The organism is Thiohalocapsa halophila, from assembly GCF_016583825.1.
Lineage (GTDB): Bacteria > Pseudomonadota > Gammaproteobacteria > Chromatiales > Chromatiaceae > Thiohalocapsa > Thiohalocapsa halophila.
In genome coordinates this window covers 1-24,675 of sequence record NZ_NRRV01000043.1, presented here as the reverse complement: position 1 = coordinate 24,675, position 24,675 = coordinate 1, and the positions used below count along the sequence as shown (strand labels likewise).

The 24,675-nt window shown below is 68.6% G+C and carries 20 protein-coding genes and 1 pseudogene; 16 read left to right on the top strand and 5 right to left on the bottom strand.

The window, feature by feature from the left end; genetic code table 11:
* The first annotated feature begins 238 nt into the window (after nt 1-238).
* From CKO31_RS16485 to CKO31_RS16450, 8 genes are all read left to right on the top strand, one after another.
* Nucleotides 239-1,303 (top strand): cobalamin B12-binding domain-containing protein, encoded by a 1,065-nt coding sequence (locus tag CKO31_RS16485; RefSeq protein WP_200239667.1) that lies wholly within the window; start codon nt 239-241, stop codon nt 1,301-1,303.
* Between the two features lie 6 nt (nt 1,304-1,309).
* On the top strand, nt 1,310-2,365 hold the full coding sequence (locus CKO31_RS16480; protein ID WP_200239665.1) for a GGDEF domain-containing protein: 1,056 nt from the start codon (nt 1,310-1,312) through the stop codon (nt 2,363-2,365).
* 197 nt (nt 2,366-2,562) lie between these two features.
* On the top strand, nt 2,563-3,654 hold the full coding sequence (gene apbC / locus CKO31_RS16475; RefSeq protein WP_200239663.1) for an iron-sulfur cluster carrier protein ApbC: 1,092 nt from the start codon (nt 2,563-2,565) through the stop codon (nt 3,652-3,654).
* Between the two features lie 693 nt (nt 3,655-4,347).
* A complete protein-coding gene (locus CKO31_RS16470; RefSeq protein WP_200239661.1) occupies nt 4,348-7,587 on the top strand; it encodes a site-specific DNA-methyltransferase in 3,240 nt (1,079 codons plus the stop codon).
* A gap of 61 nt (nt 7,588-7,648) precedes the next feature.
* Complete coding sequence (locus CKO31_RS16465) at nt 7,649-7,876, top strand: DUF2281 domain-containing protein (RefSeq protein WP_200239659.1); 228 nt, start codon at nt 7,649-7,651, stop codon at nt 7,874-7,876.
* Nucleotides 7,873-8,256 (top strand): type II toxin-antitoxin system VapC family toxin, encoded by a 384-nt coding sequence (locus CKO31_RS16460; RefSeq protein WP_200239657.1) that lies wholly within the window; start codon nt 7,873-7,875, stop codon nt 8,254-8,256. The genes CKO31_RS16465 and CKO31_RS16460 overlap by 4 nt, the downstream gene beginning before the upstream one ends.
* Before the next feature lie 10 nt (nt 8,257-8,266).
* On the top strand, nt 8,267-11,374 hold the full coding sequence (locus CKO31_RS16455) for a DEAD/DEAH box helicase family protein (protein WP_200239655.1): 3,108 nt from the start codon (nt 8,267-8,269) through the stop codon (nt 11,372-11,374).
* A 115-nt stretch (nt 11,375-11,489) separates the two neighbouring features.
* The gene (locus CKO31_RS16450) at nt 11,490-12,050 is read left to right on the top strand and encodes a lasso peptide biosynthesis protein (protein WP_200239654.1); all 561 of its coding nucleotides are present in this window, start codon (nt 11,490-11,492) and stop codon (nt 12,048-12,050) included.
* Here CKO31_RS16450 and ftsX read toward each other — a convergent pair.
* From ftsX to ftsY, 3 genes are all read right to left on the bottom strand, one after another.
* Nucleotides 12,029-12,976, bottom strand: a complete 948-nt coding sequence (ftsX, locus tag CKO31_RS16445) for a permease-like cell division protein FtsX (RefSeq protein ID WP_322789161.1) — start codon at nt 12,974-12,976, stop codon at nt 12,029-12,031. The two genes, CKO31_RS16450 and ftsX, sit on opposite strands and share 22 nt — an antisense overlap.
* A gap of 25 nt (nt 12,977-13,001) precedes the next feature.
* Entirely contained in the window at nt 13,002-13,718 is a 717-nt protein-coding gene (gene ftsE / locus CKO31_RS16440) for a cell division ATP-binding protein FtsE (protein ID WP_200239650.1), read from the bottom strand.
* 163 nt (nt 13,719-13,881) lie between these two features.
* On the bottom strand, nt 13,882-15,042 hold the full coding sequence (gene ftsY, locus CKO31_RS16435) for a signal recognition particle-docking protein FtsY (protein ID WP_200239648.1): 1,161 nt from the start codon (nt 15,040-15,042) through the stop codon (nt 13,882-13,884).
* Between the two features lie 225 nt (nt 15,043-15,267).
* On the opposite strand from ftsY, the gene CKO31_RS16430 reads away from it, so the two are divergent.
* The 8 genes from CKO31_RS16430 (at nt 15,268) to CKO31_RS16395 (ending at nt 23,513) form a co-directional block, all read left to right on the top strand.
* Nucleotides 15,268-16,656, top strand: a complete 1,389-nt coding sequence (locus CKO31_RS16430) for a M16 family metallopeptidase (RefSeq protein WP_200239646.1) — start codon at nt 15,268-15,270, stop codon at nt 16,654-16,656.
* Complete coding sequence (locus tag CKO31_RS16425) at nt 16,646-18,133, top strand: M16 family metallopeptidase (RefSeq protein ID WP_200239644.1); 1,488 nt, start codon at nt 16,646-16,648, stop codon at nt 18,131-18,133. Before CKO31_RS16430 ends, CKO31_RS16425 begins: the two co-directional genes overlap by 11 nt.
* On the top strand, nt 18,069-18,797 hold the full coding sequence (gene rsmD, locus CKO31_RS16420; RefSeq protein WP_200239642.1) for a 16S rRNA (guanine(966)-N(2))-methyltransferase RsmD: 729 nt from the start codon (nt 18,069-18,071) through the stop codon (nt 18,795-18,797). Before CKO31_RS16425 ends, rsmD begins: the two co-directional genes overlap by 65 nt.
* Before the next feature lie 127 nt (nt 18,798-18,924).
* On the top strand, nt 18,925-19,401 hold the full coding sequence (gene coaD / locus CKO31_RS16415; protein WP_200239715.1) for a pantetheine-phosphate adenylyltransferase: 477 nt from the start codon (nt 18,925-18,927) through the stop codon (nt 19,399-19,401).
* A gap of 72 nt (nt 19,402-19,473) precedes the next feature.
* Nucleotides 19,474-19,731, top strand: a complete 258-nt coding sequence (locus CKO31_RS16410; protein ID WP_200239640.1) for a YfhL family 4Fe-4S dicluster ferredoxin — start codon at nt 19,474-19,476, stop codon at nt 19,729-19,731.
* A gap of 136 nt (nt 19,732-19,867) precedes the next feature.
* Nucleotides 19,868-21,634 (top strand): gamma-glutamyltransferase, encoded by a 1,767-nt coding sequence (ggt, locus tag CKO31_RS16405; RefSeq protein WP_200239713.1) that lies wholly within the window; start codon nt 19,868-19,870, stop codon nt 21,632-21,634.
* The gene (locus CKO31_RS16400; protein ID WP_200239638.1) at nt 21,631-22,563 is read left to right on the top strand and encodes a Tim44 domain-containing protein; all 933 of its coding nucleotides are present in this window, start codon (nt 21,631-21,633) and stop codon (nt 22,561-22,563) included. The genes ggt and CKO31_RS16400 overlap by 4 nt, the downstream gene beginning before the upstream one ends.
* 383 nt (nt 22,564-22,946) lie before the next feature.
* Complete coding sequence (locus CKO31_RS16395) at nt 22,947-23,513, top strand: Uma2 family endonuclease (protein WP_200239636.1); 567 nt, start codon at nt 22,947-22,949, stop codon at nt 23,511-23,513.
* Nucleotides 23,514-23,558: 45 nt separating this feature from the next.
* Here the strand turns inward: CKO31_RS16395 and mutM are convergent, their stop codons facing one another.
* Both mutM and CKO31_RS26520 read right to left on the bottom strand, forming a co-directional pair.
* Nucleotides 23,559-24,374, bottom strand: coding sequence for a bifunctional DNA-formamidopyrimidine glycosylase/DNA-(apurinic or apyrimidinic site) lyase (gene mutM, locus CKO31_RS16390; RefSeq protein ID WP_200239634.1), 816 nt, complete (start codon nt 24,372-24,374; stop codon nt 23,559-23,561).
* A gap of 60 nt (nt 24,375-24,434) precedes the next feature.
* Nucleotides 24,435-24,675: pseudogene (locus CKO31_RS26520) on the bottom strand (hypothetical protein); the annotation flags it as partial.

Sequence of the window (24,675 nt, the reverse complement as noted above, 5' to 3'; positions counted from 1 at the left end):
GCTGGGGCGATTGTACAGGCGATCGCCGTCGCTGCGCCCAACATCGCTGCCGGCGGCGACGCTGCGACCGAATAGCGGAAATCCGCGCCCGAGCGCATGGTGCATCGGCATTCCTCCTATACTGACACGAGGGAGATCCCGCTCGGCCCCGTTGACGGGGCTGCGCCGCCCCTTGTCAGACGAGCCGCCGAAAGCAGCGCGCCATCAAAGCCCGCACTGGTCCCATCAGGACGCAGCCATGCAGACACACTCGCCTCCACGGCTCGCGCCGGCGCCGACGCGCCTCTTGCAGCGGCTGCACGCCGCTCGGGAGCCGCTTCATGCCGCCGTGATCGCGGACTATTTTGAGCGTCATCCCCCGGCCTCCGAGGCGGAGCGGCTACGGGTGGCAGAGCGCTGCCGGGAAGACCTGAGCAGCCACCTGGCTCAGCTCGCGGCGGCCCTGCAGCTGGGGGATGCCGAGGTGTTCGCTGCCTATCTGCGCTGGCTGCAAAGTGTCCTCGCCAGCCGTTGCTTGGCGGTTGCGCATACCGCCGATGCGCTAAAGGTGGCTCGTGACTGGATCGAAGTCCACATCCAGGACGCCGGGGTTGCCGATGTGCTCGCGCTGCTGGAGCACGGCATCGCAGCCTTGTCGGCGGCGGAATCCGGGGTCGGGCTGGTGCTGGCGGAGCCAGGGGCGCCGGCGCTCGCCATGAGTCAGTCACTGCTGGCCGGAGAGCGCGCCGGCGCCGAGGCGCAGGTATTGGCGGCGATGCGCGAGGGCGCGGCGCTGGTGGACGTGTCTGTGGACTTGTTACAGCCCGCGCTCTACCACGTCGGTGCCTTGTGGCAACAGAACCGTATCACAGTGGCACAGGAGCATTTGGCCACCAGCATCGCTCAGACCGCGATGGTGACGGGCTTCGCCGCCGCCGATATGGCGCCCCCCAACGGCCGTACGGCGGCATTCGCTTGCGTTCAAGACAATCTGCATACGCTGGGCCTGCGGATGGTCAGCGACGCCTTCGAGCTGGCCGGCTGGGACGTGAGCTTTCTGGGGGCTGATGTCCCCAATCGCGACTTGGTGGACTTCTGCGATGCAGAGCGCCCGGAGCTGCTGGGGCTGTCGGTCAGCATGCCGCCGCAGCTGCCGCTGCTGCGGGCGCTGATCGAGCGCCTGCGCGCCGAGCTGGGCAACGCCGCGCCGCAGGTGGTTGTGGGCGGCTTGTTGGTGAGTCAGCTCGAGGCCGCAGCGCACACCCTGGGCGCGGACGCCTGGTTCCGGGATGTACGGGAGGCCATGGCCGCTGCGTCGACCTGATCGCTGATGTCTGAGCGCGAGCGGGTCGATGCCCTGAGCTACGGCAGCGTTGATGATGGGCTCGCGGGCGACGCGTCCGCGAGCCGGCGCGAAGGCGCGGATTATGACATGCTGGCCGAAGCCGGCCTGGAGGCCGAGCGCATCCCGAGCATTCTCCGTAACCTGACCGCGGTCGTGGCGGCGGTGATGGATCTGGACGGCCGCTGCCTGGACGCGAATCGCGGCTTCGCCTATCTGCTGGAGTCAGACGGCCCGCCGCCGCCGTCGGCGTCCATTGCGCCTTGGTTTCAGCAGCCCGGCTTCGGTGCCTTGCTCGCGGCCACCGCGGACGGCGCGGCCTATGCCGGCAATCTCAGCGTCGGCGACGGCGCCCGCTTCGCGCGCACGGTTCGTGGGGAGGTGTGGCGGCGCGGTGGGCGCCTGCTCTTGCTTGCCGAGCACGACATCGCCGACCTGGAGCGACTCAGCGCGGCCGTGACCCAATTGAACGAGCAGTTGGCCGAGGCGCAGCGCGAGCTGGTGCGGGCCAATCGCAGGCTGCGGCGCGACAAGGAGGAGATCCGCCGGCTGATGCTCGCAGACCCGCTCACGGGGGTGGCCAACCGGCGCGCCCTCGATGAGCGCTTTCGGGAGGTCTCTGCCGACGGCAAGGCTGCCGTAGGACTGGGTGCCGTCGTCGCGGATATCGATCACTTCAAGTCCGTCAACGACACCTATGGCCATGCCGTGGGCGATAAGGCGCTGGTGACCTTCGCGGCGGTCATGCGCGCCAACACTCGCAACGACGACCTGGTGGCCCGCCTGGGGGGCGAGGAGTTTTGCGTGCTGCTCACCCAAGGCGACCTCGATGACGCCGTCGCCGTGGCCGAGCGTATCCGCGCCGCCTTCGAGCGCACCGAGATCGAGGGCGTGGACGGCCGGCTGAGTGCGAGCTTCGGCGTCGCCTATAGCCGCGCTGGGGCGGATGGCGATGACTTGCTGCGAGCCGCCGACGCCGCGCTCTATCGTGCTAAGGCCGCGGGACGCAACCGCGTGATCATCGCCGATACGGATCAGCCCTGAGCGCGCCGCGCCGGCTGGCGGTGCTCGGCGCACGGCCGCCGCCTTGAATTAGCAAGCACTGATACCAGTTGAGCGGGCACCGTAGGCGCCACCCAGCGGCGTCAGGCGCCCCAGGCATCGCGCCCCAGCTACAGGGCTATAGATACAGACTGAGGCCCGCCCGGCGCCGGGCGGCCACCCAGACAACGGAGTTTCCCATGTCCGCACCCACCAACGAGACCGTCGAGGCCGCCCTCAAAGACTATGTCGAGCCCCATCTCGGCCGCGACCTCGTCAGCAGCAAGTCCATCAAGTCCATAGACATCGAAGGGGATCAGGTCAAGGTCAAGGTCACCCTGGGCTTCCCGGCCAAGGGTGCCGCCGACGCCATCGCCGAGGCGGTGAAGCAGACGGTGGAAGGGGTGGAGGGCGTATCCGCGGCCCAGGTGGACGTGGACTGGGAAGTGCGCTCGCACTCCGTGCAAAAATCCCTGAAGCCCATTGACAATATCAAGAACATCATCGCCGTGGCGTCCGGCAAGGGCGGTGTCGGCAAGTCCACCACCGCCGTGAACCTGGCGCTGGCGCTGTCCGCCGAGGGCGCGACCGTCGGCATTCTGGACGCGGACATCTACGGCCCGTCGCAGCCGCGCATGCTCGGGATCTCCGGCAAGCCCGAGTCCAAGGACGGCAACCGTCTGGAGCCCATGACCGCTTACGACCTGCAGGCCATGTCCATCGGCTTCCTCATCGAAGAGGAGACGCCGATGATCTGGCGCGGCCCCATGGTCACCCAGGCCCTGGAGCAGCTGCTGAACGACACCAACTGGTCCGAGCTGGACTATCTGGTCATCGACCTGCCCCCGGGCACCGGCGACACCCAGCTGACCCTGGCGCAGAAGGTGCCGGTGTCCGGCGCGGTCATTGTCACCACGCCCCAGGACATCGCCCTGCTGGACGCCCGCAAGGGCCTGAAGATGTTCCAGAAGGTGGAGGTGCCGGTGCTCGGCGTCGTCGAGAACATGTCCATCCACATCTGCTCCAAGTGCGGCCATGAGGAGCACATCTTCGGCGAAGGCGGCGGTACGTCCATGGCCGAGCAGTACGGCATCCAGCTGTTGGGCTCCTTGCCGCTGGACATCCACATCCGCGAGGAGACCGACTCCGGCAAGCCGAGCGTGGTCGCCGATTCCGAAGGCCGCGTCGCCCAGATGTACCGCGAGATCGCCCGCAAGACCGCAGCCAAGCTCTCGCTCCAGGCCAAGGACTACGCCGCCAAGTTCCCGCGCATCGTCATCCAGAACAACTGAGGCGTGGTACCGGCTTTCGGCCGGCCTCGCCCGCCGGGGGGCGTAATGCCCCCGGCGCGGAACCTGCGGTGCTGGAGCCGGGGGACCGCCCATGCCGCACCGCTGGACGGGCGACCGCGCATCTGCCCTCGTATCAGCCCCGACGGCACCGGCGCGGCATCGAGCCGCGCTAACGCCGAGTCGGCTGGAAAGCCGGCGATGCCCGCCAAATCGGGATCGAAATCGCACCTCTCATCGCCGTAGCCAGTATCACATCGCGTCGATCCCGAAGACGATTTCGGGCAGTGATCATCACTCCGAACGACTTGGCCGCTTACTGCGTAGTCAGATCATTCTGGCCTGACACAATCAGGGCTGGAAGCCCGGGCCACGCAGGGTGCGCCCGCGCAGGGATGGAGTCGTGACCGAGGCCTGATTTCGATTCCGATCCTGACCCCGATGCCGATCCCGACGGCGATGTCGATGCCCTTGATGTCGGGTTTCGCTGCGCTCGCGCCATCCCGTGCGTGTGCCGGTTCTTTCTGAACCATCACTTGGTCATGGCTTTCTCGACCCTCAAACTTGGGCTCCCTCAGGTCCCAAGCCGCTCCGGCGTGACCGTCGGCGGTATACCCGAGCGCGGTGCGCCGGCCAACCGGTATCCTATGCGCTCCCGGAGATCGCCCACCAGGACCAACCCGCCGCGCGCCCGACATGCCGACCAGCTCAGCGTCGTCCAGCAAGGAGAAGTTCCTCCGCCTCCTGTACCAGGATCTGCTCAAGGTGGATCTTGCCGATCTGGACTTCGGCTTCTACCGCATCCTCAAGTATCGTCGCGACGAGGTGCGGGCCTTCTTCGACACCAAGCTGCCGGAGATCATGGGCAAGGCCCTGGAGGGGCAGGCGGCGGACCGGCTCGCCGAGGTGGACAACGCGTTGGAGACCGTCCGCGGCGAGCTGGACAAGGCGGCGGGCATGTGGGGCATTGCCGCGCCCTTCACGCCCGGCGGCGAGCTGGACCCGCGCGTCGCCGAGATGCCCGCCGGCAGGCGCTGGCTGGAGCTGACCGCCGAGCGCGAGCACCTTGCCGCAGCCGCCGGTTTTTCCGAGTCTGAAGAAGACCGGCTTTACAACCATCTGTACCTGTTCTTCTCGCGCTACTACGCCGACGGCGATTTCGTGCGCCAACCCCGCCGCGGGCGCGACGGCCGCTACAGCGTCGCCTACAACGGCGAGGACGTGCACTTCCACTGGCGCGGACGCGGCAGCCACTACGTCAAGACCACCGAGGAGCTGACCAGCTACCGCTACCGCGACGGCGACTGGACCGTCGAGCTCCAGCTCGCCGAGGCCAGTCAGGAACAGGACAACGTCAAGGGCAAGACCCGCTACTTCTTCCCGCAGCCCGCGGGATTCGACGTGGACGCGGACAAGCACACCGCCTGCCTGCCCTTCGTCTTCCGCCCGCTCACCAAGCAGGAAGAAGAGCGTTTCAAAGGCAACGGCAGCGCACAGGAACAGATCATCGACGGCCTATTGGCGCCGCTCAAGACACGCCTGAAGCCGGGGCTCGACGGCGCCACCCTGGAGCGCCACATCCGCCGCTATGCCCGCAAGCACCGCACCGACTACCTCGTGCACCCCAATCTCGGTGCCTTCCTGCGTGCCGAGCTGGACTGGTACCTAAAGAACGAGTTTCTGGACCTCGACGCCATCGCCGGCAGCACCGACCCCGCAGTGCTGTCCGACCGGCTCATCAAGCTCAAGGCCCTGCGCACCATCGGTGGGCTCATCATCGGCTTCCTGGACCAGATCGAGACCTTTCAGGCCGCGCTGTTCGAGAAGCGCAAGTTCGTGCTGCGCGCCGACTACCTGGCCCCCGTGCGGCTGCTGGACCGGGCGCTCTGGCCCGAAATCCTCAAGAACCCGGCACAGATCGACGCCTGGCGCGACCTGTTCGGCCTGAAAGGCACCATCACCAAAAAGACACTGGAGCAGTACCCGACCCTGGTCGTGGACACCCGCCACTTCGACGAGCCCTTCAAGCTCCGCCTGCTGGCCTGCTACGACGACATCGACGCGGCCCTGGACGGCCTCCTGGTGCACGCCGAGAACTATGCCGCGCTGCGCACGCTGGAGTACCGCTACCGCGGGCGGGTCAAGTGCATCTACATTGACCCACCGTACAACACCGGCAGTGACGAGTTTCTGTACAAGGACGATTTTTCGCGGCATTCGACCTGGTTGACGATGATGGAGGAGCGGTTGCCGACAATCCGCGAAGCGCTCACTTCCGAGGGAGTTTTCTTTTGCAGCATCGACTCCAACGAATATGCCGTCTTGCACGAACTTCTTATGCGGATTTTCGGTAAGGCAAACTCAGTGGGCACAATCGTTTGGAAGGGGGCGACTGACAATAATCCGACGCGAGTCCAATTTGAGCATGAGTACATCGAGTGTTTCGTACGGGACGCGGAAACCAACGCTCCTGTTTGGTCCAGCACCGACATTGACGCACGAGACCTAATGTTGGCTGAGTATGAGCGATTGAAGGAGACATTGGGGAGCCCGGAGGAAATACAGACTGCATTCCGTCTGTTCATCAAGAACAACAAGCAACTTCTCAACCCGCTCACGCATTATGACCGGGTTGACGATGTTGGACCCTATACCGGGAGTCGTAAGGTGCATAATCCCGGCAAAGAAGGATACCGTTACAACATTCTTCACCCGAACGGAAAACCGTGCGTTCAACCGGCTCGCGGTTATAGGTTTCCGTCTGAGACGGCGGCGAAGCTGAGGGCGGCCGATAAGTTTCTTTTTGGCGACGATGAAAAACAGATCGTGCAGATCAAAGACTGGAGTTTCGCGGTTTTCGGGGGCCTGCGCGAGCAGGTAGGGGGAGTTTTGGCAGGGTTTGCGGGGTTTCGCGCAAACCCCGCCGAAAATCCTGAAGCCCTAGCCCGCGCTACGTCTGACTGCGGCGGAACCCTGAAACTTCAGATCAAAGAGTATCTGCGAGATTATCGCGGCTCTCTCAAGGGTGTTATAGAGCTAGATGGCAGGGTCGGTGCAAATGCACTAGAGAGTCTGTTCGGTTCGCGGGAGATATTCAAGAATCCGAAACCGGTGGCGCTAATCGAGAAGCTGATCAGCTTCGTCACCGCCGACTCGGATCTTGTAGCCGACTTCTTTGCCGGCTCCGGCGCTACCGTTCAGGCAGTAATCGAGCAGAATCGCGGTGACGGAGCGAGGCGCCGATTCCTAGCAGTAGATTACGGCACCTATTTCCACTCCACGCTGTGCAAGCGAACGGCGAAGGTGATGTCATGGCCCACATGGAAGAACGGAACGCAAGAAGATGACACCGACGAGCACGCTTGGGTCGAACGCTCCCCCCGCCTGGTCAAGGTCCTGCGCCTGGAATCCTTCGAGAACTCGCTGAACGCGCTGGAACTGCCCGAGGAGCGCAACGCCCGCCTGGCTGGCCAGCAGGACATCTTCGGCGACGACTACCTGCTGAAGTACATGCTCGACGCCGAGACCGAGGGTGCCCCCGTTCGGCTCAACACCCGCGCCCTTGAGCACCCCTTCGACTACAAGCTGCGGGTGCACGGCAACGACGGCCTGCGCGAGGTCGCGGTGGACCTGATCGAGACCTTCAACCTGCTGATGGGCTTCCACGTGCAGCGCATCCGCGCCCTGGCGGACGGCAAGCGCCCCTACCGCATCGTCGAGGCGCTGGAGGACGGCCGGCCGGTGCTGGTGGTCTGGCGCGACATGGCCGGCTTCGACCATGCTCGGGACCGTGCTTTCGTCGCGGGCGAATACCCCAGGCTCGCCGAATACGCGACGGTGTATGTGAACGGCGACAGCAGCATCCCGAACGGCCGCAGCCTGGACGGCGAATTTCACCGCCGCATGAACGAGCGCGACGAGCACGCGCTCGGCTGACTGTCCGGAGCTGGTCGCTATCATGAAGTACCCCATTCGATGACGCCCCGAGGTACCCTCGATGTCAGTCCCAGCCACACCCTTGGAACATGAGCTGCTCGCCACCCTGCGCGAGTTGCCGATGTCGCAGCAACGCGAGGTCTTGGATTTCGCCGCCTTCATCAAGCAACGCGCCCCGGCGCGGGGCGAGGAGCCACGCCCCTTCGGCCTCTGTGCCGGGGAGTTCGAGGTGCCGGACGATTTCGACGCCCCGCTGCCCGACGACGTCCTGAGCACCTTCGAGCAATGAGACTGCTGCTGGATACGCACATCTTCCTGTGGCATCTCACCGGCGCGAAGGCGCTCCCGGCGCACTTGCGGGACGCAATTCGAGACCCGGCAAACGAGGTCTACCTGAGCCCGGTGTCGATCTGGGAGGCGCTGGTCAAGTACCGGCTCGGCAAGTTGGCCCTGCCGGCGTCACCCGAGATCTATCTCCCCGAGCAACGGCGGCGGCACCGCATCGAGACCTTGCCCCTCGACGAGCCGAGTGTCGCCCGGCTGTCCGGCTTGCCGGATCTACATCGCGATCCGTTCGACCGCATGCTCGTCTGCCAAGCCCTGGAGCATGGCTTGACACTCGCCACCGTCGATCCGGCAGTGCGCGCGTACCCGCTCCCCGTCTGCTGATGGCCAGCCGATGAAGCTGCATCGCGACCTGCTGCTGTTCGAGCTCGTCTCCGCGGCGCTCGGCGGGGACTTCCCGGCCCTGTCCGCCGCCTGCAGGGGCGCCGACCACGGTCGCCGCGCGGACGGTCAGAGCCATTGGTACGGCATCCTGGAGGGGCGCGCGTCCAAGCTCGCCGCGGGGCCTTTGACACCCGCGCTCGACCTGGACGCCCTGCGCCGCTATGACCTGAACATCCTGACCCACGAGGCGCGCCTCGCCCAGCGCCGCGGCGGCTTCCGGCTCAAGTTCTTCCAATACCTGGCGTTGCTCTATGCGGAGGTCTTTCTCGACCGACTGACCAGCGACGCCGGACAACTGCTGCTGGACCTGGAGGCGTTCCGCAAGGCCCGCTTCGCCCACCAGACACCCCTGACACCCAAGGACCTGCTGAAGCTCGCCTTCTGGATGGCCACGGGCGCCGGCAAGACCCTGCTGCTGCACCTGAACGTGTTGCAGTTCCAGCATTACGGGCTGTTCAGGCCCGCGAATGTCCTGTTGCTGGCACCGAACCGCGGGCTGGCAGAGCAACACCTGTCCGACCTGGAGCAAAGCGGCATCCCCGCCTGCCACGCGCTGGAGAGTTGCGCCGGCTACGCCGGCATCCAGGTCCTGGAGATCACCAAGCTCTACGTGCCAAGGCCGGGCATGGACAGCCCGCGCTCCGGCGAGAGCCTGCCGACGGACCACTTCGAGGGGCCGAATCTGCTGCTGGTGGACGAGGGCCACAAGGGCACCGAAAGCAAGGTGGACGCCGAGCAGGAGCGCGCCTGGCGGAGCATCCGGGAGGCATTGGCCGCGCACGGCGGCTTCACCATCGAATACAGCGCCACCTTCGCCCAAGTGGCCGAGAAGGACGACGCGCTGCACGCCGAGTACGCCCGCTGCATCCTGTTCGATTACGCCTACCGCAGCTTCTACCTGGACGGCTACGGCAAGGACTATTGGGTTGCCAACCTGCAAGGTGACCAGGGCAACACCCACGAGGATCTGCTGCTGATGGGCGGACTCTTGGCCTTCTACCAGCAGCGCCGGTACTTCGACGCCGAGCCCGAAGCGCGCAGTCACTACCTGATCGAGCCGCCGCTGATGGTGTTCATCGGCGACAAGGTGAGCGCCGGCAAGGCGCCCGAGGTGCTGGAGGTCGTCCGCTTTCTGGATCGGGTCTGCCGGGACACGCCATGGGCCGTGGGCCTCGCCGCGCGCGTGCTCGGCGCCGAGTCCGGGCTGACCCGTCCGGACGGCGCCGACCTGTTCGCGGACCGCTTCCCGTACCTGGCGTCGCTGAACCTGAGCCCCGCGCGCGTGGTCGCGGACCTGCGCCGGGACCTGTTTCTGGCCGACGCTGATGCCGACAGCGGCCTGAGCCTGCACCTGATCAAGGGCGCCGACGGCGAGATCGGCATCCGTGCCCGTGCCGGTGCCGCCGATGCCTACTGCGGTGTCATCAACGTAGGCGACGCAAGCAACCTGTTGAAGCGGGTTGCGGAGCAGACCGAAGTCCCGACCGACGAGGACGATAGCATCAGCCCGTCGCTGTTCAAGGGGCTCGACAGTGGCGACAGCAACCTGTCCTTCCTGGTGGGCTCCAAGAAGTTTCTGGAAGGCTGGAGCAGTTGGCGCGTGTCGACCATGGGGCTGCTGAAGGTGGGCCAGAACGCCGGCGCGCAAGTGCTGCAACTGTTCGGGCGCGGCATCCGGCTCAAGGGCCTGCAGTTTTCCATGCGCCGCTCCACCGCGCTGGATGGTGCACTCGCCCGCGAGCACCCGGCCCACCTGCCGCTGCTGGAGACGCTGAACATCTTCGGCCTGCGCGCGAAGTACCTCGCCACCTTCCTGAACACGCTGCAACGCGAAGACCTGGAGCCTTCGGTTGTCTTGCGGCTGCCCATCGAGGTGGAGCCGGGGCTCGGCGGCGCACGCCTGCAGTACCCGAAGGTGCGCGACGATTTCCGCTTCATGGACCTGAGCATCCGCTTCGACCCGACGGCTGTGACGGCACAGTTGAACCTGATGCCGACACTCGGCATCGGCGACAAGGACGGGTTCACGGCCGCCGCGCAGCCCGTAAGGTATCAGACGCTCGCCGGTGTGTGCGGGCTCCTGCCCATGGAATCGCTGTACCGCCACGCCCTCACCCACAAGGCCCGCAAGGAATGGGGCAACCTGTTCATTGCCCGCGAGGACATCGACGCCTTCCTGACCCAAAGCGCCCATCTTGCCGCGCCGCCCGAGGTCCTGGCGCCGCGCTCACCAAAGGACGTGGACCGGCTGACCAACGCCGCGCGAACCCTGATCGAGCAGGGCATCGACCGCTTCTATCTGCGCCGCCAGCGGGCCGAGGAGACGCAGAACGCCCAACTGGGGTTGTTCGATAACGCTCACGCCAATATCCCGCGCACCGGCGAACCGCCGGCACCCGCGTATGAACTGCATGTGCCGCTAAAGCTGGTGGCGGCTGTTCAGGCCATCCTCGACGACCGCCGCAAGCGCCTGGACGAAGAGACCCAGGAACCCCTGCCACGCCTGCACCTGGACGAGCACCTGTATGCGCCGCTGCTGCTGGCAACTGAGGACCCGCCGGAGGGCGCCGAGGTCGTCAAGTCGGTACCGACAGGGCTCGTCGGCAGCGAGCGACGCTTCGTGGAAGACCTGCGCGGCTACTGGTACGACGCCTGGGAAGACCCGGCTTGGGATGGCATCGAGCTGTTCCTGCTGCGCAACCTGCCGAAGCGGGGCATCGGCTTCTTCCAGACCGGCGGCTTCTATCCCGACTTCATGCTCTGGATGCAGCGCGGCGATGCGCAGACCCTCGCCTTCGTCGAACCGCATGGGGTCGTCCACCAGGAGCAGGACAAGCTCGACCTGCTGAACTTCATCCGCGGCGCCCTCGCGCAGAAGCTGGGCTTTCCCGTCTTGGCCTTCATCGTGACCGACACCGCCCTCAAGCAGGTAAAGTGGCTCAACGGCACCGACCAGCGCAAGCGCGCCGAGCTGCGCAAGCGCCATGTGCTGACGATGGACGGGGCGGGCTATATCGACGTGATGCTGCGGGAGATGTCCAGCGCGTTGCCGCAGTAGAGCGCTGACGACACCTTTGGACATGCTGATGCTTCGGGGCTGACTGTTGGCTTAAGGTTGATGCAGCCCTGAGTCGCTTCGAGCATGGTCTGGCCTAGTCGGGCCGGGTGGAAGCGTGCCGTTTTATTGGATCGTCGCGCCCGAGGAGCGGGCATTGATCGCCTATGCCATGGACGCCGGCCGCTGCCATGCCGTGTTCACCGCCGCCGCGCCGGCGGACGAGCTGCCGCTGATGGCCCTCGTGAACAGCCTGGCGCCGGCCGTCGAAGCGCGGGTGGCGGTCACCTGCCCGCAGCACTGGCCCAGGAAGCGCGCCTGTCTCTACGACGCCTTCGCGGGGCAGGCGCTGCTGGCGGAGCAGGGCATTGCGGCGCGGCTGCGGGTGGGACAGGTGGTGTATCGCCCGCGCGGCGTCGCTGCCCACCCCATTAGGCCGCATGTGTGGCTGGAGACCCCGGCCGCGTTCATCGACTACGCCACGCTGCCGCGCTGGGGCAGCGTCACCGTCATCCCGCGCAATCGCGTGGCCGGCGCGCCGGCGCAGGTCGTGCCGGGCGTGACGCCGGTGCTGGCGGTCGCCGCCCCGGACGATGCAGCGCTGGCGCGCTGGCTCGGCCACCATGGACGTCGGTTCCAGGTGCGCTCCGGGCCGCCTCACACCGGCCGCAGTCGCTGAAGGTGGCGGCCCGCGGCGATGCGGCTGCCGACCATGCCCAGCAGGGTGCCGAGGGCGAGCAGCGCGAGGGACTGATGCAGGTCGAGGCCGACCAGCCGCAGCTCGGCCTCGTAGAGGGCAGCGACCCGGTCCACGGGCCGCTGCAGCAGCCAAATGGCCGTGTCCACCAGCGCCCAGGCGAGCATGCCGCCGAGCATGCCGTACCAGGCCCCGGCGTAGATGAAGGGGCGGCGGATGAAGGTGCCGGTTGCGCCCACCAGGTCCATGACCAGGATCTCGTCGCGGCGGTTTTCGATCTCCAGCCGAATGGTATTGCCCACCACCAGCACGACGCCCAGCGCCAGCATGCCGCCGAGCAGCCAGGTGCCCTCGCGCAGCAGCGACAGGATGGCCTGCAGGCGCTTGACCCATTGCGCATCGGCTTGTGCGAAGTCCACGCCGGGGAGGGCGGCGAGGCCCGCCAGCAGGGCGTCCACGTCCTCGCCGGGGCTCAGGTCCGCCGCCGGGTAGACGGCGAGCACCACGGGCAGCGGGTTGCCAGGCAGCTGGTCGATGGCGCCGCCGAGGCCGCTGTACTCGCGGAATTCAGCGAGGCCGTCGGCGCGAGAGACGACCGCCACGCGCTCGATGTCGATGCGGCTGCGAAGGGCCGCCGCCAGCCGCTCGCCGGCGGCCTCGTCCAGCTCAGGCGACAGGAACAGCGACAGGGCCGCCCCGCGGCGCCAGTCGCCGGCGAGGCCCTCCAGGTTGTCGGTGCTCACCAGCAAGGTCGCGGGCAATGCCAGGGCGATGGCGATGGCGGCGACCGTCATCAGCGTGCCGAGCGGAGCGCGGATGAGTCGGTCCAGGGTCTCGGTGGCCGCGCGCCGGTGGTTGCCGGCCCAGGTGCCGACGCGGCGCAGCCAGCGGGGTGTGCGGTTGCTCACGGGTACCTTGGGGGCGTGCGCCGGCTCAAGGCGCCGGCGCCGGGTCGGACTCCGGCCCTGGCTCCGGCGCCGCCGGTCTGGGAATGGCATCGGCCACCAGGCGGCCCTGCTTCAGCACCAGGGTGCGATGGCCCAGGGACTGGATGAGGTCCAGGTCATGGGTGGCGATGAGCAGGCTCACGCCGAGCTGGTGGAAGCGCTCGAACAGCCGGAAGATCTCCTGGGACAGCTCCGGGTCCAGGTTGCCGGTGGGCTCGTCGGCGAGGATGACCTCCGGGCGCCCGACCACGGCGCGGGCAATGCCCACGCGCTGCTGCTCGCCGCTGGAGAGCGTCAGTGGCAGGGCCCGCTCCAGCTTCAGCAGGCCGACCTGGTCCAGTGCGGCGCGCACGCGCTTGCCGATGTCGTCCCGGGTCATGCCGGCGGTCACCAGCGGCAGAGCGACGTTGTCGAAGACGCTGCGCTCGGCGAGCAGCCGGTGGTCCTGGAAGACCATGCCGATGCGCCGCCGGTGGGCCGGGATGCGCCGCCGGGGCAGGCGCGCGAGGTCGTCGTCGCCGACGCGCACGCTGCCGCGGCTCGGGCGCTCCAGCAGGCCGATGAGCTTGAGCAGGGTGCTCTTGCCGGCGCCGGAGTGGCCCGTCAGGAAGGCCATCTCGCCGGCCTCGAGCCGGAAGGTCAGGTCCTTGAGCGCGTCGCCCCGCTCCGGGTAGCGTTTGCTGACGTGCTCGAATTCGATCACGGTGGGGGAGGGGCGAGTGGCTAATGCGAGTAACGAGTGGCTAGTGGTGAGTAACGAGTAACGAGTGGCGAGTAACGAGGAGCCAGTGAGGATGGATGTAGGTATGTGCGGATGGTCGGCTGTCTCGCCTCGAGCCTCGCTACTCGTTACTCGCCCCTCATCCTCAAGGTGACATCAGCGCATCGAGGAACATATCCGCCTCGAAGGGCTTCAGGTCTTCGATCTTCTCGCCGACGCCGACGAAGCGGAAGGGCACCTGGAGTCGCTCGGCGATGGCGAAGAGAATACCGCCCTTGGCGGTGCCGTCGAGCTTGGTCAGGGTGATGCCGGTAATCGGCACGGCCTCGTTGAATTGTACGGCCTGGTGCAGGGCATTCTGGCCCGTGGTGGCGTCCACCACCAGCATGACTTCGTGCGGGGCGTCCGGGTCGATCTTCTGCATCACCCGCACGATCTTTTTCAGCTCCTCCATCAGGTTGGTTTTGGTGTGGAGCCGTCCGGCGGTGTCGGCGATGAGCACGTCGAAGCCGCGCGCGGTGGCAGCCTGCAGTGCGTCGTAGACCACCGAGGCGGGATCGGCGCCGGCATGCTGGGCGATGACGGGCACGTCGTTGCGCTCGCCCCAGGCCTGGAGCTGCTCCACCGCCGCGGCGCGGAAGGTGTCGCCGGCGGCGAGCATGACCTTGTTGCCCTCCGCCTGCAGCTGCTTGGTGAGCTTGCCGATGGTCGTGGTTTTGCCGACACCGTTGACGCCCACCATCAGGATCACCTGCGGCCTGCCGGGGGCCGGCTGGCGCACCGGCGAGTCGGCGCGGTGCAGGATGTCCGCCAGCTGGCGGCGCACGGCGTCCAGCAGGCCCTGGGGGTCTGAAACCTCCCGGAGCTTCACGCGATAGGCCAGGTCTTCGATGATGCGCGTCGTGGCGGGCACGCCCACGTCGGCGGCCACCAGCAGCATCTCCAGCTCCTCCAGCAGGTCCTCGTCGATCTCCTTGCGCCCGGTCACCAGCTCCGAGATGTCGGCGTTCAGCACCTCGCGGGTGCGGGCCAGGCCGTTGCGCAGGCCGCGAAAGAAGCTCCGCCCCGACTCGGTCTCTTGCTGGCGGCTCGCACGCTCGGCGATGGCCTGTGCGAGGCGGCCGGAATCGCCGCCGTCTTCGGTAGCGGGTGCCCACGTCGATGCCTCGGCCGGGGCTGCAGTCTCAGGGGCCGACGGCGGCTGCGGTGCTGGCGGTGTCTGCGCGGACGGCGCGGCTTCGCCCGGGGCCGCGTCGGCCTCGGACTGCGCAGGAGGCCGGGGCTTTTTCTTTCCGAATCCGAACATGGTGTGAATCTGTAGATCAGCGGGAGAGCCGGGGCTTGCGGCATTGCAGCGGCAAGCTACGGGACGATGCAGGCGCGAGCGTGGCGTGCGGGCCAGCATGCAGCCGCCACGCACGCCGGCAAGTTACCAAGCTGTCAGGTTGCCGCTGCCGGGGGAACGCTGCATTGTATCAATAGACAAGGGCCGCCACGTGGTGCGGCAGCGATCAACAGGGGTGTTCCAACTATGCCATTGCTTCCTTTCGCGCTCGTGCTGCTGCTGGGGATAAGCGGCCCCGCTGCGGCCGAAGTCTACGAGCGCGTCCTCGACAACGGGCTCAAGGTGCTGGTGAAGCCGGACCGGCGCGCGCCCATCGTCACCTCCCAGGTCTGGTACAAGGTGGGCTCCAGCTATGAGCCGGGGGGCATCACCGGGGTCTCCCACGTGCTGGAGCACATGATGTTCAAGGGCACCGAGAATCTGGAGCCCGGCGAGTTCTCGCAGATCATCGCCGACAACGGCGGCGACGAGAACGCCTTCACCGGCACCGACTACACGGCCTATTTCCAGACGCTGGCCGCCGACCGGCTGGCGGTCTCCTTCGAGCTGGAGGCCGAGCGCATGCGCCGCCTCACCCTCCCGGAGGAAGAGTTCGTCAAGGAGCTGGAAGTGGTCAAGGAAGAGCGTCGCCTGCGCACCGACGACGACCCGCAATCTCTCACCTACGAGCAGTTCCAGGCCGTCGCTTACCAGGCCTCGCCCTACCGCAACCCGATCATCGGCTGGCCCAGCGACCTGGAGGCCATGCAGGTTGACGACCTGCGCGAGTGGTATCAAAAGTGGTACGCACCGAACAACGCCACCGTCGTGGTGGTGGGTGACGTGGACCCCCAAGCCGTCTTCGCCCTCGCCGAGGAGCACTTCGGCCCCCTGGAGGCGGAGCCCGTGGCCCCGCCCAAACCCCGCAGCGAGCCCGAGCAGCGCGGCGAGCGGCGGCTGGTGGTCAAGGCGCCGGCCAAAGAGCCGTACTTGATCATGGGCTACAAGGTGCCCGTGCTCGCCAATGCCGAGCAGGACTGGGAGCCCTATGCGCTGGAGATGCTCGCCTCCGTGCTGGACGGCGGCGCCAGCGCCCGCTTCAGCCGCGAGCTGGTGCGCGGCGAGCGCATCGCCGCCAGTGCCGGCGCGGGCTACAACGCCTTCTCGCGGCTGCCCGGACTCTTTCGTCTGAGCGGCACACCGGCGAAGGACCACAGCGTCGAGGAGCTGGAGGCGGCGCTGCTCGAGCAGATCGAGCGCGTGCGCACGGAGCTGGTCGCCGATGACGAGCTGGAGCGCATCCGCACCCAGCTCATCGCCGGTAAGGTCTACGAGAAGGACAGCGTCTTCTACCAGGCCATGCAGCTGGGGCAGCTCGAGACCGTCGGCCTCGGCTGGGAGCTGGTGGACAGCTACGTGGACGCACTGTCAGCCGTGACGCCGGAGCAGATCCGCAGCGTCGCGCGCAAATACCTGGTGCCGGAGGTGCGCACCGTCGCCCGGCTCGACCCGCAGCCCCTGGACGGTGACGGCAACGGCGAACAGCGCCGCGCCGACAACAGCAACGCAACCGGAGCCCTGGCCGATGCACGCTAAGCCGACGAGACTGCTCCCCGCCGCCCTGCTGAGCGCTGCCTGCCTGGCGCTCGGACTCAGCGCGCCGGTGACGGCGACACCCAACATCGAGACCTGGCGGACGGATTCCGGCGCCGAGGTGCTCTACGCCGCGGCGCCCGACCTGCCCATGGTGGATGTGCGCATCGCCTTCGACGCCGGCAGCGCCCGCGACGGCGATCAGCCGGGCCTCGCGAGCATGACCGCCAACATGCTCACCGAGGGCGCCGGCGGCCTGGACGCGGACACCATCGCCGAGCGCGTGGAGTCCGTCGGCGCCGAGTTCGGCACCGGCGCCGGCCGCGACATGGCCTACGCCAGCCTGCGCAGCCTGACCGAGCCCGAGACCCTGGGCACCGCCGTGGAGATCCTCGCCAAGGTGCTCGCGGCCCCGGAATTTCCGCAGTCGGACTTCGAGCGGGTACGGGCCAACACCCTGGTGGGGCTGCGCCAGCAGGAGCAGGACCCGGGCAGCGTTGCAAGCCGCGCCCTCTACCACGCCGTCTACGGCAAGCACCCCTATGCGACGGACCCCGACGGCAACCGCGACAGCGTGGCGGCGATGGCCCGCGAGGACCTGGTGCGCTTCCACCAGCGCTACTACACCGCGTCCAATGCCACCGTCGCCATTGTCGGCGCCGTGGACCGGGCCCAGGCGGAGGTGCTCGCGGAGGTGCTCACGGCGGGCCTGCCCGAGGCGGAGCCGCCGGCACCCCTGCCGCCTGTGGCGGACCTGGACACCGGCGCCGTGGAGCGCATCGCCTTCCCGTCCAGTCAGACGCATCTCTACATGGGCCAGCCCGGCATGCGCCGCGGCGACCCGGACTACTTCCCGCTCTACGTCGGCAACCACATCCTCGGCGGCAGCGGGTTGGTGTCCATCCTGATGGACGAGGTGCGCGAGCGCCGCGGCCTGTCCTACTCCGCCTACAGCTACTTTGCGCCCATGGCGGAGCGCGGCCCGATGATCATGGGCCTTCAGACCAAGAACGCCCAGGTGGACGAGGCTCGGCAGGTGATGCTGGACACCCTGGAGCGCTTCGTGCAGGAGGGGCCGACGGCGGACGAGCTGGAGGCGGCCATCAAGAACATCACCGGCGGCTTCCCGCTGCGCATCGCGAGCAACGGCAAGATTGTCCAATACCTCTCCATCATCGGGTTCTACGATCTGCCCCTCGACTACCTGGACCGCTTCACCGAGCGGGTGCGTGCGGTGAGCGCCGAGCAGATCCGCGACGCCTACCGCCGCCGTGTGCATCCGCAGCGACTGGCGGTGGTGATGGTGGGCGGCGACGCCGGCAGCGGGTCCGTGGCCGAGATCGACGCCGCGGCGAGCGCCTCGACCGAAACCGGCAGCCGCAAGGACGCCGGGGCCGCCGCGGAGGCGGCATCCAATGCCGCAGCCGCCGATCCGACGACCGCAGCCGCGCCTGCCGGTGGCGACGGGTCGCGGCGGTAAGCGCTCCGCCGGCGGCAAGGGCGCCGCCGGCCGCAAGCCCGGGCACAAGGCCGCGCGCACGCCACCGGCCCGCGGCGGCATCGGGCACATCCGCATCATCGGTGGGCGCTTGCGCGGGCGCCGGCTGCCGGTTCCGCAGCAGGCGGGGCTCAGGCCCACCACCGACCGGGTGCGCGAGACCCTGTTCAACTGGCTGGCGGCGGACATCCCCGGCAGCCGCTGTCTCGATTGCTTCGCCGGCGCCGGCGCCCTGGGCTTCGAGGCCTTCTCACGCGGCGCCGCGGAGGTCGTGCTTATCGAGCGCGCCGCGCGGGTAGCCGCCGGTCTCAGCGCCAATGCGCAGACCCTGCGGGCAGCCGCTGCCAGGGATGATATGTTGGCGCAGGCGCGCTTGCAGGTGGTGCAGGCGCACGCCTTGCAATGGCTGGCGGCCCGGCCGCCGAGGCCCTTCGACATCGTATTTCTCGATCCACCCTTCGACGATGCCGTACTGGCGGAGACCTGTCAGCGCTTGGCGCAGGGCTGGCTCGCGCCCGCCGCCGCCGTCTATCTGGAGACCCCGGCCTCCACGCCGATGCCGGCGCTGCCCGAGCACTGGCACATCGCCCGCGAGCGCACCGCAGGCCAAGTGTGCTATGCCCTGGTGCGATTGACGCCGGCCTGACGCCTATACCGCGCATCTGCCATTCGCCGCCTGTCGGCGGCGGCGACTCTGCTATGCTCTGCGCTCCCGCGGCGCCGGTACCATGCAGCCGTCGCCGGTCGCTTACGCGGAGCCCGACCCGTCCATGATGCGCAGCGTCGTCTACCCTGGTACCTTCGACCCCATCACCAACGGGCATACCGATCTGGTGGCGCGGGCCGCTCACCTGTGCGACCGCGTGGTGGTCGCGGTTGCCCGTGATACGGGCAAGGAGACGACCTTCACGATCGAACAGCGCGTCGCCCTGGCCGAGCACGTCTGCAACGGGCTCGGCAACGTGGAGGTGGTGGCCTTCTCCGGGCTTTTGGTGGACTTCGCGCGCCACATGCAGGTGCACGTGATCATGCGCGGCCTGCGGGCCGTGTCGGACTTCGAGTACGAGTTCCAGCTCGCCGGCATGAACCGCCGCATGGCCCCGGATATCGAGACCCTGTTCCTGACCCCCGCCGAGCAGTACGCCTATATTTCCTCGTCCTTGGTCAAGGAGATCGCCCGCCTGGGCGGGGATGTCTCCACCTTCGTCCCGCCGGCCGTCCATGCTGCATTGCGAAAGCGGTTTGGATAAACTCCCGGCAATCCCAATGTGCCGGCGCGAGAGCCACGCTCGAACAGCCAAGCTACCTCCAGGAGTATCGCCATGGCCCTGATCATTACCGACGAGTGCATCAACTGCGACGTCTGCGAGCCCGAGTGCCCCAACGGTGCCATCTCGCAGGGCGAAGAGATCTACGTCATCGAGCCGGATCTCTGCACCGAGTGCGTCGGCCACTACGAGACCTCGCAGTGCGTGGAGGTTTGCCCGGTGGACTGCATCATCGTCGACCCGGACAACACCGAGACCGAAGAAGAGCTGCGCGCCAAGTATGAGCGGATCACCGGCGACACCGGTGGCTGATCGCCGGGGGCGACGCCTCAAGCCCACTCGCATCGAGGCTCCCGCGCGGAGCCTTTTTTCTGTGATGTCGATGCCCAACCGCCGGCGGCTCGTCCTGCGCGCCGCTGAAGCGCCCGGCGGCAAGCCGATGTACGCAATGGCGCTCATGGCTGTGTCGCTGGCCTTCACGCTCGCCTTCTCGGCTGCGGCGGCACAAGCGGCGCCACCCCGGCCGCCGGCTGCGGCCATCGCCAGCGCCCATCCCCTGGCCACTGCGGCAGGCAGCGACATCCTGCGCGCCGGCGGCAACGCCTTCGATGCCGCCGTGGCCGTCAGCGCCGCACTGGCCGTCGTGGAGCCCTACAGCTCCGGGCTCGGCGGTGGCGGCTTCTGGCTGCTGCATGTCGCGGACACCGGTCGGGATGTGATGGTGGACGGCCGCGAGCGCGCACCGCTCGCCGCCACCGCCGACATGTACCTGGACGCCGACGGCGATTTCGTGCCCGAGCGCTCCCTGAACGGCCCGCTCGCGGCGGGCATCCCGGGGGCGCCGGCGGCGCTGGTGCACATCGCCGAGCGCTATGGACGGCTGCCGCTGGCGGCGAGCCTGGTGCCGGCCATCGAGCTCGCCCGGGACGGCTTCGAGATCGACCCGGTCTACACCCGGCTCGCCCGCTGGCGCCGCGACGTCATCGCCGCCTCGCCGGCGGCGGCCGCGCTGTTTCTGGCGGACGGCGCCGTACCGGCGCCCGGCACCCGACTGCGCCAGCCCGACCTCGCCGCGACCCTGCTGCGCCTCGCCCGGGAGGGCCATGACGGCTTCTACGGCGGCGCCCTGGCCCGCAAGCTGGTGGCTGGCGTGCGCGAAGCCGGCGGTATCTGGCGCCTGCGCGACCTCGCCGAGTACCGCGTGGTGGAGCGCGCCCCGGTCACCGCCCGCTTCGATACCCCAACCGGCCATTGGCGCCTGGTCAGCGCCGCACCGCCGTCCTCCGGCGGCGTAGCCCTGGCGCAGATGCTGAACATGCTCGGCGGCTTCGACCTTGCGGCTCTGGATCCGGCCGACCGCGCCCATGTGATCATCGAGGCCATGCGCCGCGCCTACCGCGACCGGGCGGTATTTCTGGGCGATCCGGATCAGGTGGATGTGCCGGTGGAGCGCCTGACCCATCCCTTCTACGCCGCCGGGCTGATGCGGGACTTTCGCATGGACCGTGCGACCGCGAGCCGCCCGCCCGACCTCGCGCGGCCCGCGGGCGCCGACACCACGCATTTCTCCATCCTGGACACGCACGGCAACCGGGTAGCCGCGACGCTCAGCATCAACTATCCCTTCGGCTCCGGCTTCGTGCCGCCGGGCACCGGGGTGCTGCTGAACGACGAGATGGACGACTTCGCCGCGCAGCCCGGCGTGCCCAACGCCTACGGCTTGATCGGCGGGGCGGCCAACGCCATCGCCCCCGGCAAGCGCATGCTCTCCAGCATGAGCCCGACCTTCGTCGAGTCCGACGAGCAGGTGGTGATCCTCGGCACCCCCGGCGGCAGCCGCATCATCACCATGGTCCTGCACGGCATCCTCGCCGCCACCGGGCTGGAGCCGGCCGCCGGGAGCAGCGCGGCAGACTGGGTGGCAGCGCCGCGCTTCCATCATCAATATCTGCCCGACGAGGTGGTGGTGGAGCCGCAGGCCCTGTCACCAGCGGTGCGCCAAAGCCTCGAGCGCCGCGGCCATGCACTGACCACCGCGGACCGGCGCTACGGCAACATGCAGCTGGTGCACTGGCAGCGCGCGCAGGACAGGGTCGAGGCTGCCAGCGACCCGCGCGGCATCGGCGCCGCGGCGCTGATCGAAACCATCCCCGTCGCCGGCGCGTCCAACCATTGGTCACAACCACAGACACAGCCACTGAGAACGACACCATGAAGACCTTCATTGTTGCCATGCTGAGCCTCTTCGTCGTCGGCGCCACGGTGCTGCCGCAGGATGCCGATGCGCGGCGCTTCGGCGGCGGCCGCAGCCTCGGCAAGCAATACAGCATGCCGCGGCAAGCGCAGCGACCGCAGACGCCGCAGCGCCAGCAGGCGGCGGATCAACGCGCCAACCAGGCCGGGGCGGCCGGCCAGCGCTCGCGCGGCGGCATGGGCTTCCTCGGTCCCCTCGCCGGGCTCGCCGCCGGCGGGCTGTTGGCGTCGCTGTTCTTCGGCGGCGCCTTCGAGGGCTTCCAACCCTTCGACTTCCTGATCATCGCGGCGCTGGTCATCGGCGGCATCTTCCTGTTCCGGATGCTGCGCCAGCAGCGCGCACCCGGGCCGAGGCCGGCGCCCGCCGGCTTCACGCCAGGCGGTCACGGGGGTGCACAGGCGGGCACCCAGCCCGGTGAGGCGCCGTCCTTCGGCGGCCTCTTTGGCGGCGGCAGCTCGGAGTCGCAGCAGGGCAGCCCCACCAACGCGGTGGCCGAGCCCGGCGCCGCAGAGGCCCCCGCCTGGCTCGACGCCGACGGCTTCGCGCAGGGCGCCAAGACCCATTTCATCCGCCTGCAGGCCGCCTGGGACCAGGCGGACTTCCGCGACATTCGCGAGTACACCGCGCCCCAGCTCTTCGCCGAGCTGAAGCGCGAGCGCGAGTCACTGGGCGATGCGCCGAGCTACACCGAGGTGGTCACCCTGAACGCCGAGCTCCTCGGCGTTCAGCGCGACGGCGACCAGGTGGTGGCGAGCGTGCGCTTCACCGGTCTCATCCGCGAGGACGAGCAGGCCCCGGCGAAGCCGCTGGACGAGATCTGGCACGTCGCCCACGACTGGGCGAGCCCGGATGGGGACTGGCTGATCACGGGCATCCAGCAGCCGCAATGACCAGCGTCCGGTGCCTGCAGAGCGCATCCGGGGGGGCACTCGGAGCGCCCGCTCGGCACCCGGCAGCGCTTGCCATCCCGGGCAGGCCACCCACGAGCCGCAGCCCCTTTCTCTGCACCGGCAATGACTACCGCAGCCGCTTCACGGAGGAATATCTCAATCACGCCGCGCAGCGCGAGGTCCTGCGGTGGCGGGCGGACGCCAACCGGAGGCGGCCATCGCCCGGCTCGCGCGGGACCTGGATGCGCTGGCCGCGGAGCTGAGGGCGGCGACGCCGCCCTGACGGGCTGCGTGCGGAGACGATCCCGCACCCGAGGCCCTACCCGCAATCGCCGTCATCCCCTAAGCTGATCCCATCGCAACCGGCAAGCCGAGGCTTCGCAATGTCCATCGCGGCCCCAAGCCCCCCGCATGCCGACCCCATGCTCACGGCTGAAGACCTCTGGCGGCATGGCCCCACTGCGCCGGGAGAGCTCGTCAGAGGGAGATTCATCGAGAGGCCGCCCACCGGCCATCCGCACGCCAGCGTCGAAGGGAACATCGCAAGGGAGCTCGGGAGCTTCGTGAAGCGCCAAGCGCTCGGCAAGGTCATGCCCGGCGAGGTCGGCATCATCACCCAGCATGACCCCGACACGGTCCGCGGTGCCGATGTCGTCTACATCTCCAACGAGCGCCTGGCCCAAGCCCAGCCCGACGGCTATCTCGACGTCCCCCCGGAGCTGACCATCGAAGTCGTCTCGCCCAACGACCGTTGGGCCGAGATCGATGAGAAGGTCAGCGAGTACCTCGCCTGCGGCGTCGAAGCCGTCTGGATCATCGACCCGCGCAACCGGCGCGTGACCTGCTATCGCTCCCCGGACGAGGCCCGAATCTACGGGCAGGACGACGTGATCGAGGAGCCGGGCGTCCTGCCGGGATTGGCCTTGGCGGTGCGGGAGTTGTTCGACTAAGAGCGCGTCCACCGCGGCCTGGCTGCTCGCAGAGCCGCACCCGGCTCAGCGCTGGCAGCGCGGGCAGTAGAAGCTGGAGCGCTGACCGATACGGCGCTGGCGCACGGGCTCGCCGCAGCCGGGGCAGGGCAGGCCCGCGCGCCCGTAGACCTGGAGCGCACGGGCGAAGTAGCCCGGGCTGCCGTCCTCCTGCACGAAATCCCGCAGGCTGGTGCCGCCTTCGGCGATGGCCGCGGCGAGCACCGTCTTGATGCTCGCCGCCAGGCGCTCGTAGCGCGGCAGCGCGATCCGCCCGGCCGGGCGGTGCGGATGGATACCGGCGCGGTGCAGGGCCTCGCTCGCATAGATGTTGCCGACGCCGACGACCACATGGCTGTCCATGATGAAGGTCTTGACAGGCGCCCGGCGGCCGCGGCTCAGCCGATACAGGTGGGCGCCGTCGAAGCCGGGCGACAGGGGCTCGGGCCCCAGCTGCGCCAGCAGTGGATGGGCTTCCACGGGCGGGGCCGCCCAATGCAGGCTGCCGAAGCGCCGCGGGTCGCGCAGCCGCAGGCAGCGGCCGTCGTCCAGTACCAGGTCGATGTGATCGTGCAGCGCCGGCGGCGTGGCCGCCGGCAGCACCCGCAGGCTGCCGGACATGCCCAGATGCAGAATGACGGCGCCGCGCGGGAGGTGCAGCAGCAGGTACTTGGCGCGGCGGGAGACCGCCTCGATGGGCTGGCCCGCGACGGCGGCGTCCACGCTCTCGGGCACTGGCCAGCGCAGCCGCCGCTCCCGCGCCAGGAGGCGCACGATGCGCCGGCCCCGCAGGTGGGGGGCGATGCCGCGCAGACTGGTCTCGACTTCCGGCAGCTCCGGCATCTCAGCCCGCCCGAGCCTGGGGGATCGCCGTCGACGCGCCTGTGCGGCCGCCTGTTCGGCTCATGGGCTGCGCTTCTCCACGCGAAGGGGCGTCTCGGCGGGACGCTGTGGCGCGGCTGCGGGCGCTGGGTCGGGCGCCGGGTCGGGCACCGGCGCAGGCGCCGGCGCTCGGGCGGCATCGGTCGAGGGCGCGAAGGGGTCCGCTCCCGTCTGCGGCAGCGCCGAGGGGTCCCGGCGGCGCTGCGGCGCCATCTCCCGTAGTTGGGGAATGGCCGCGGTGGGGCGCTGATCCTGGGGCTCG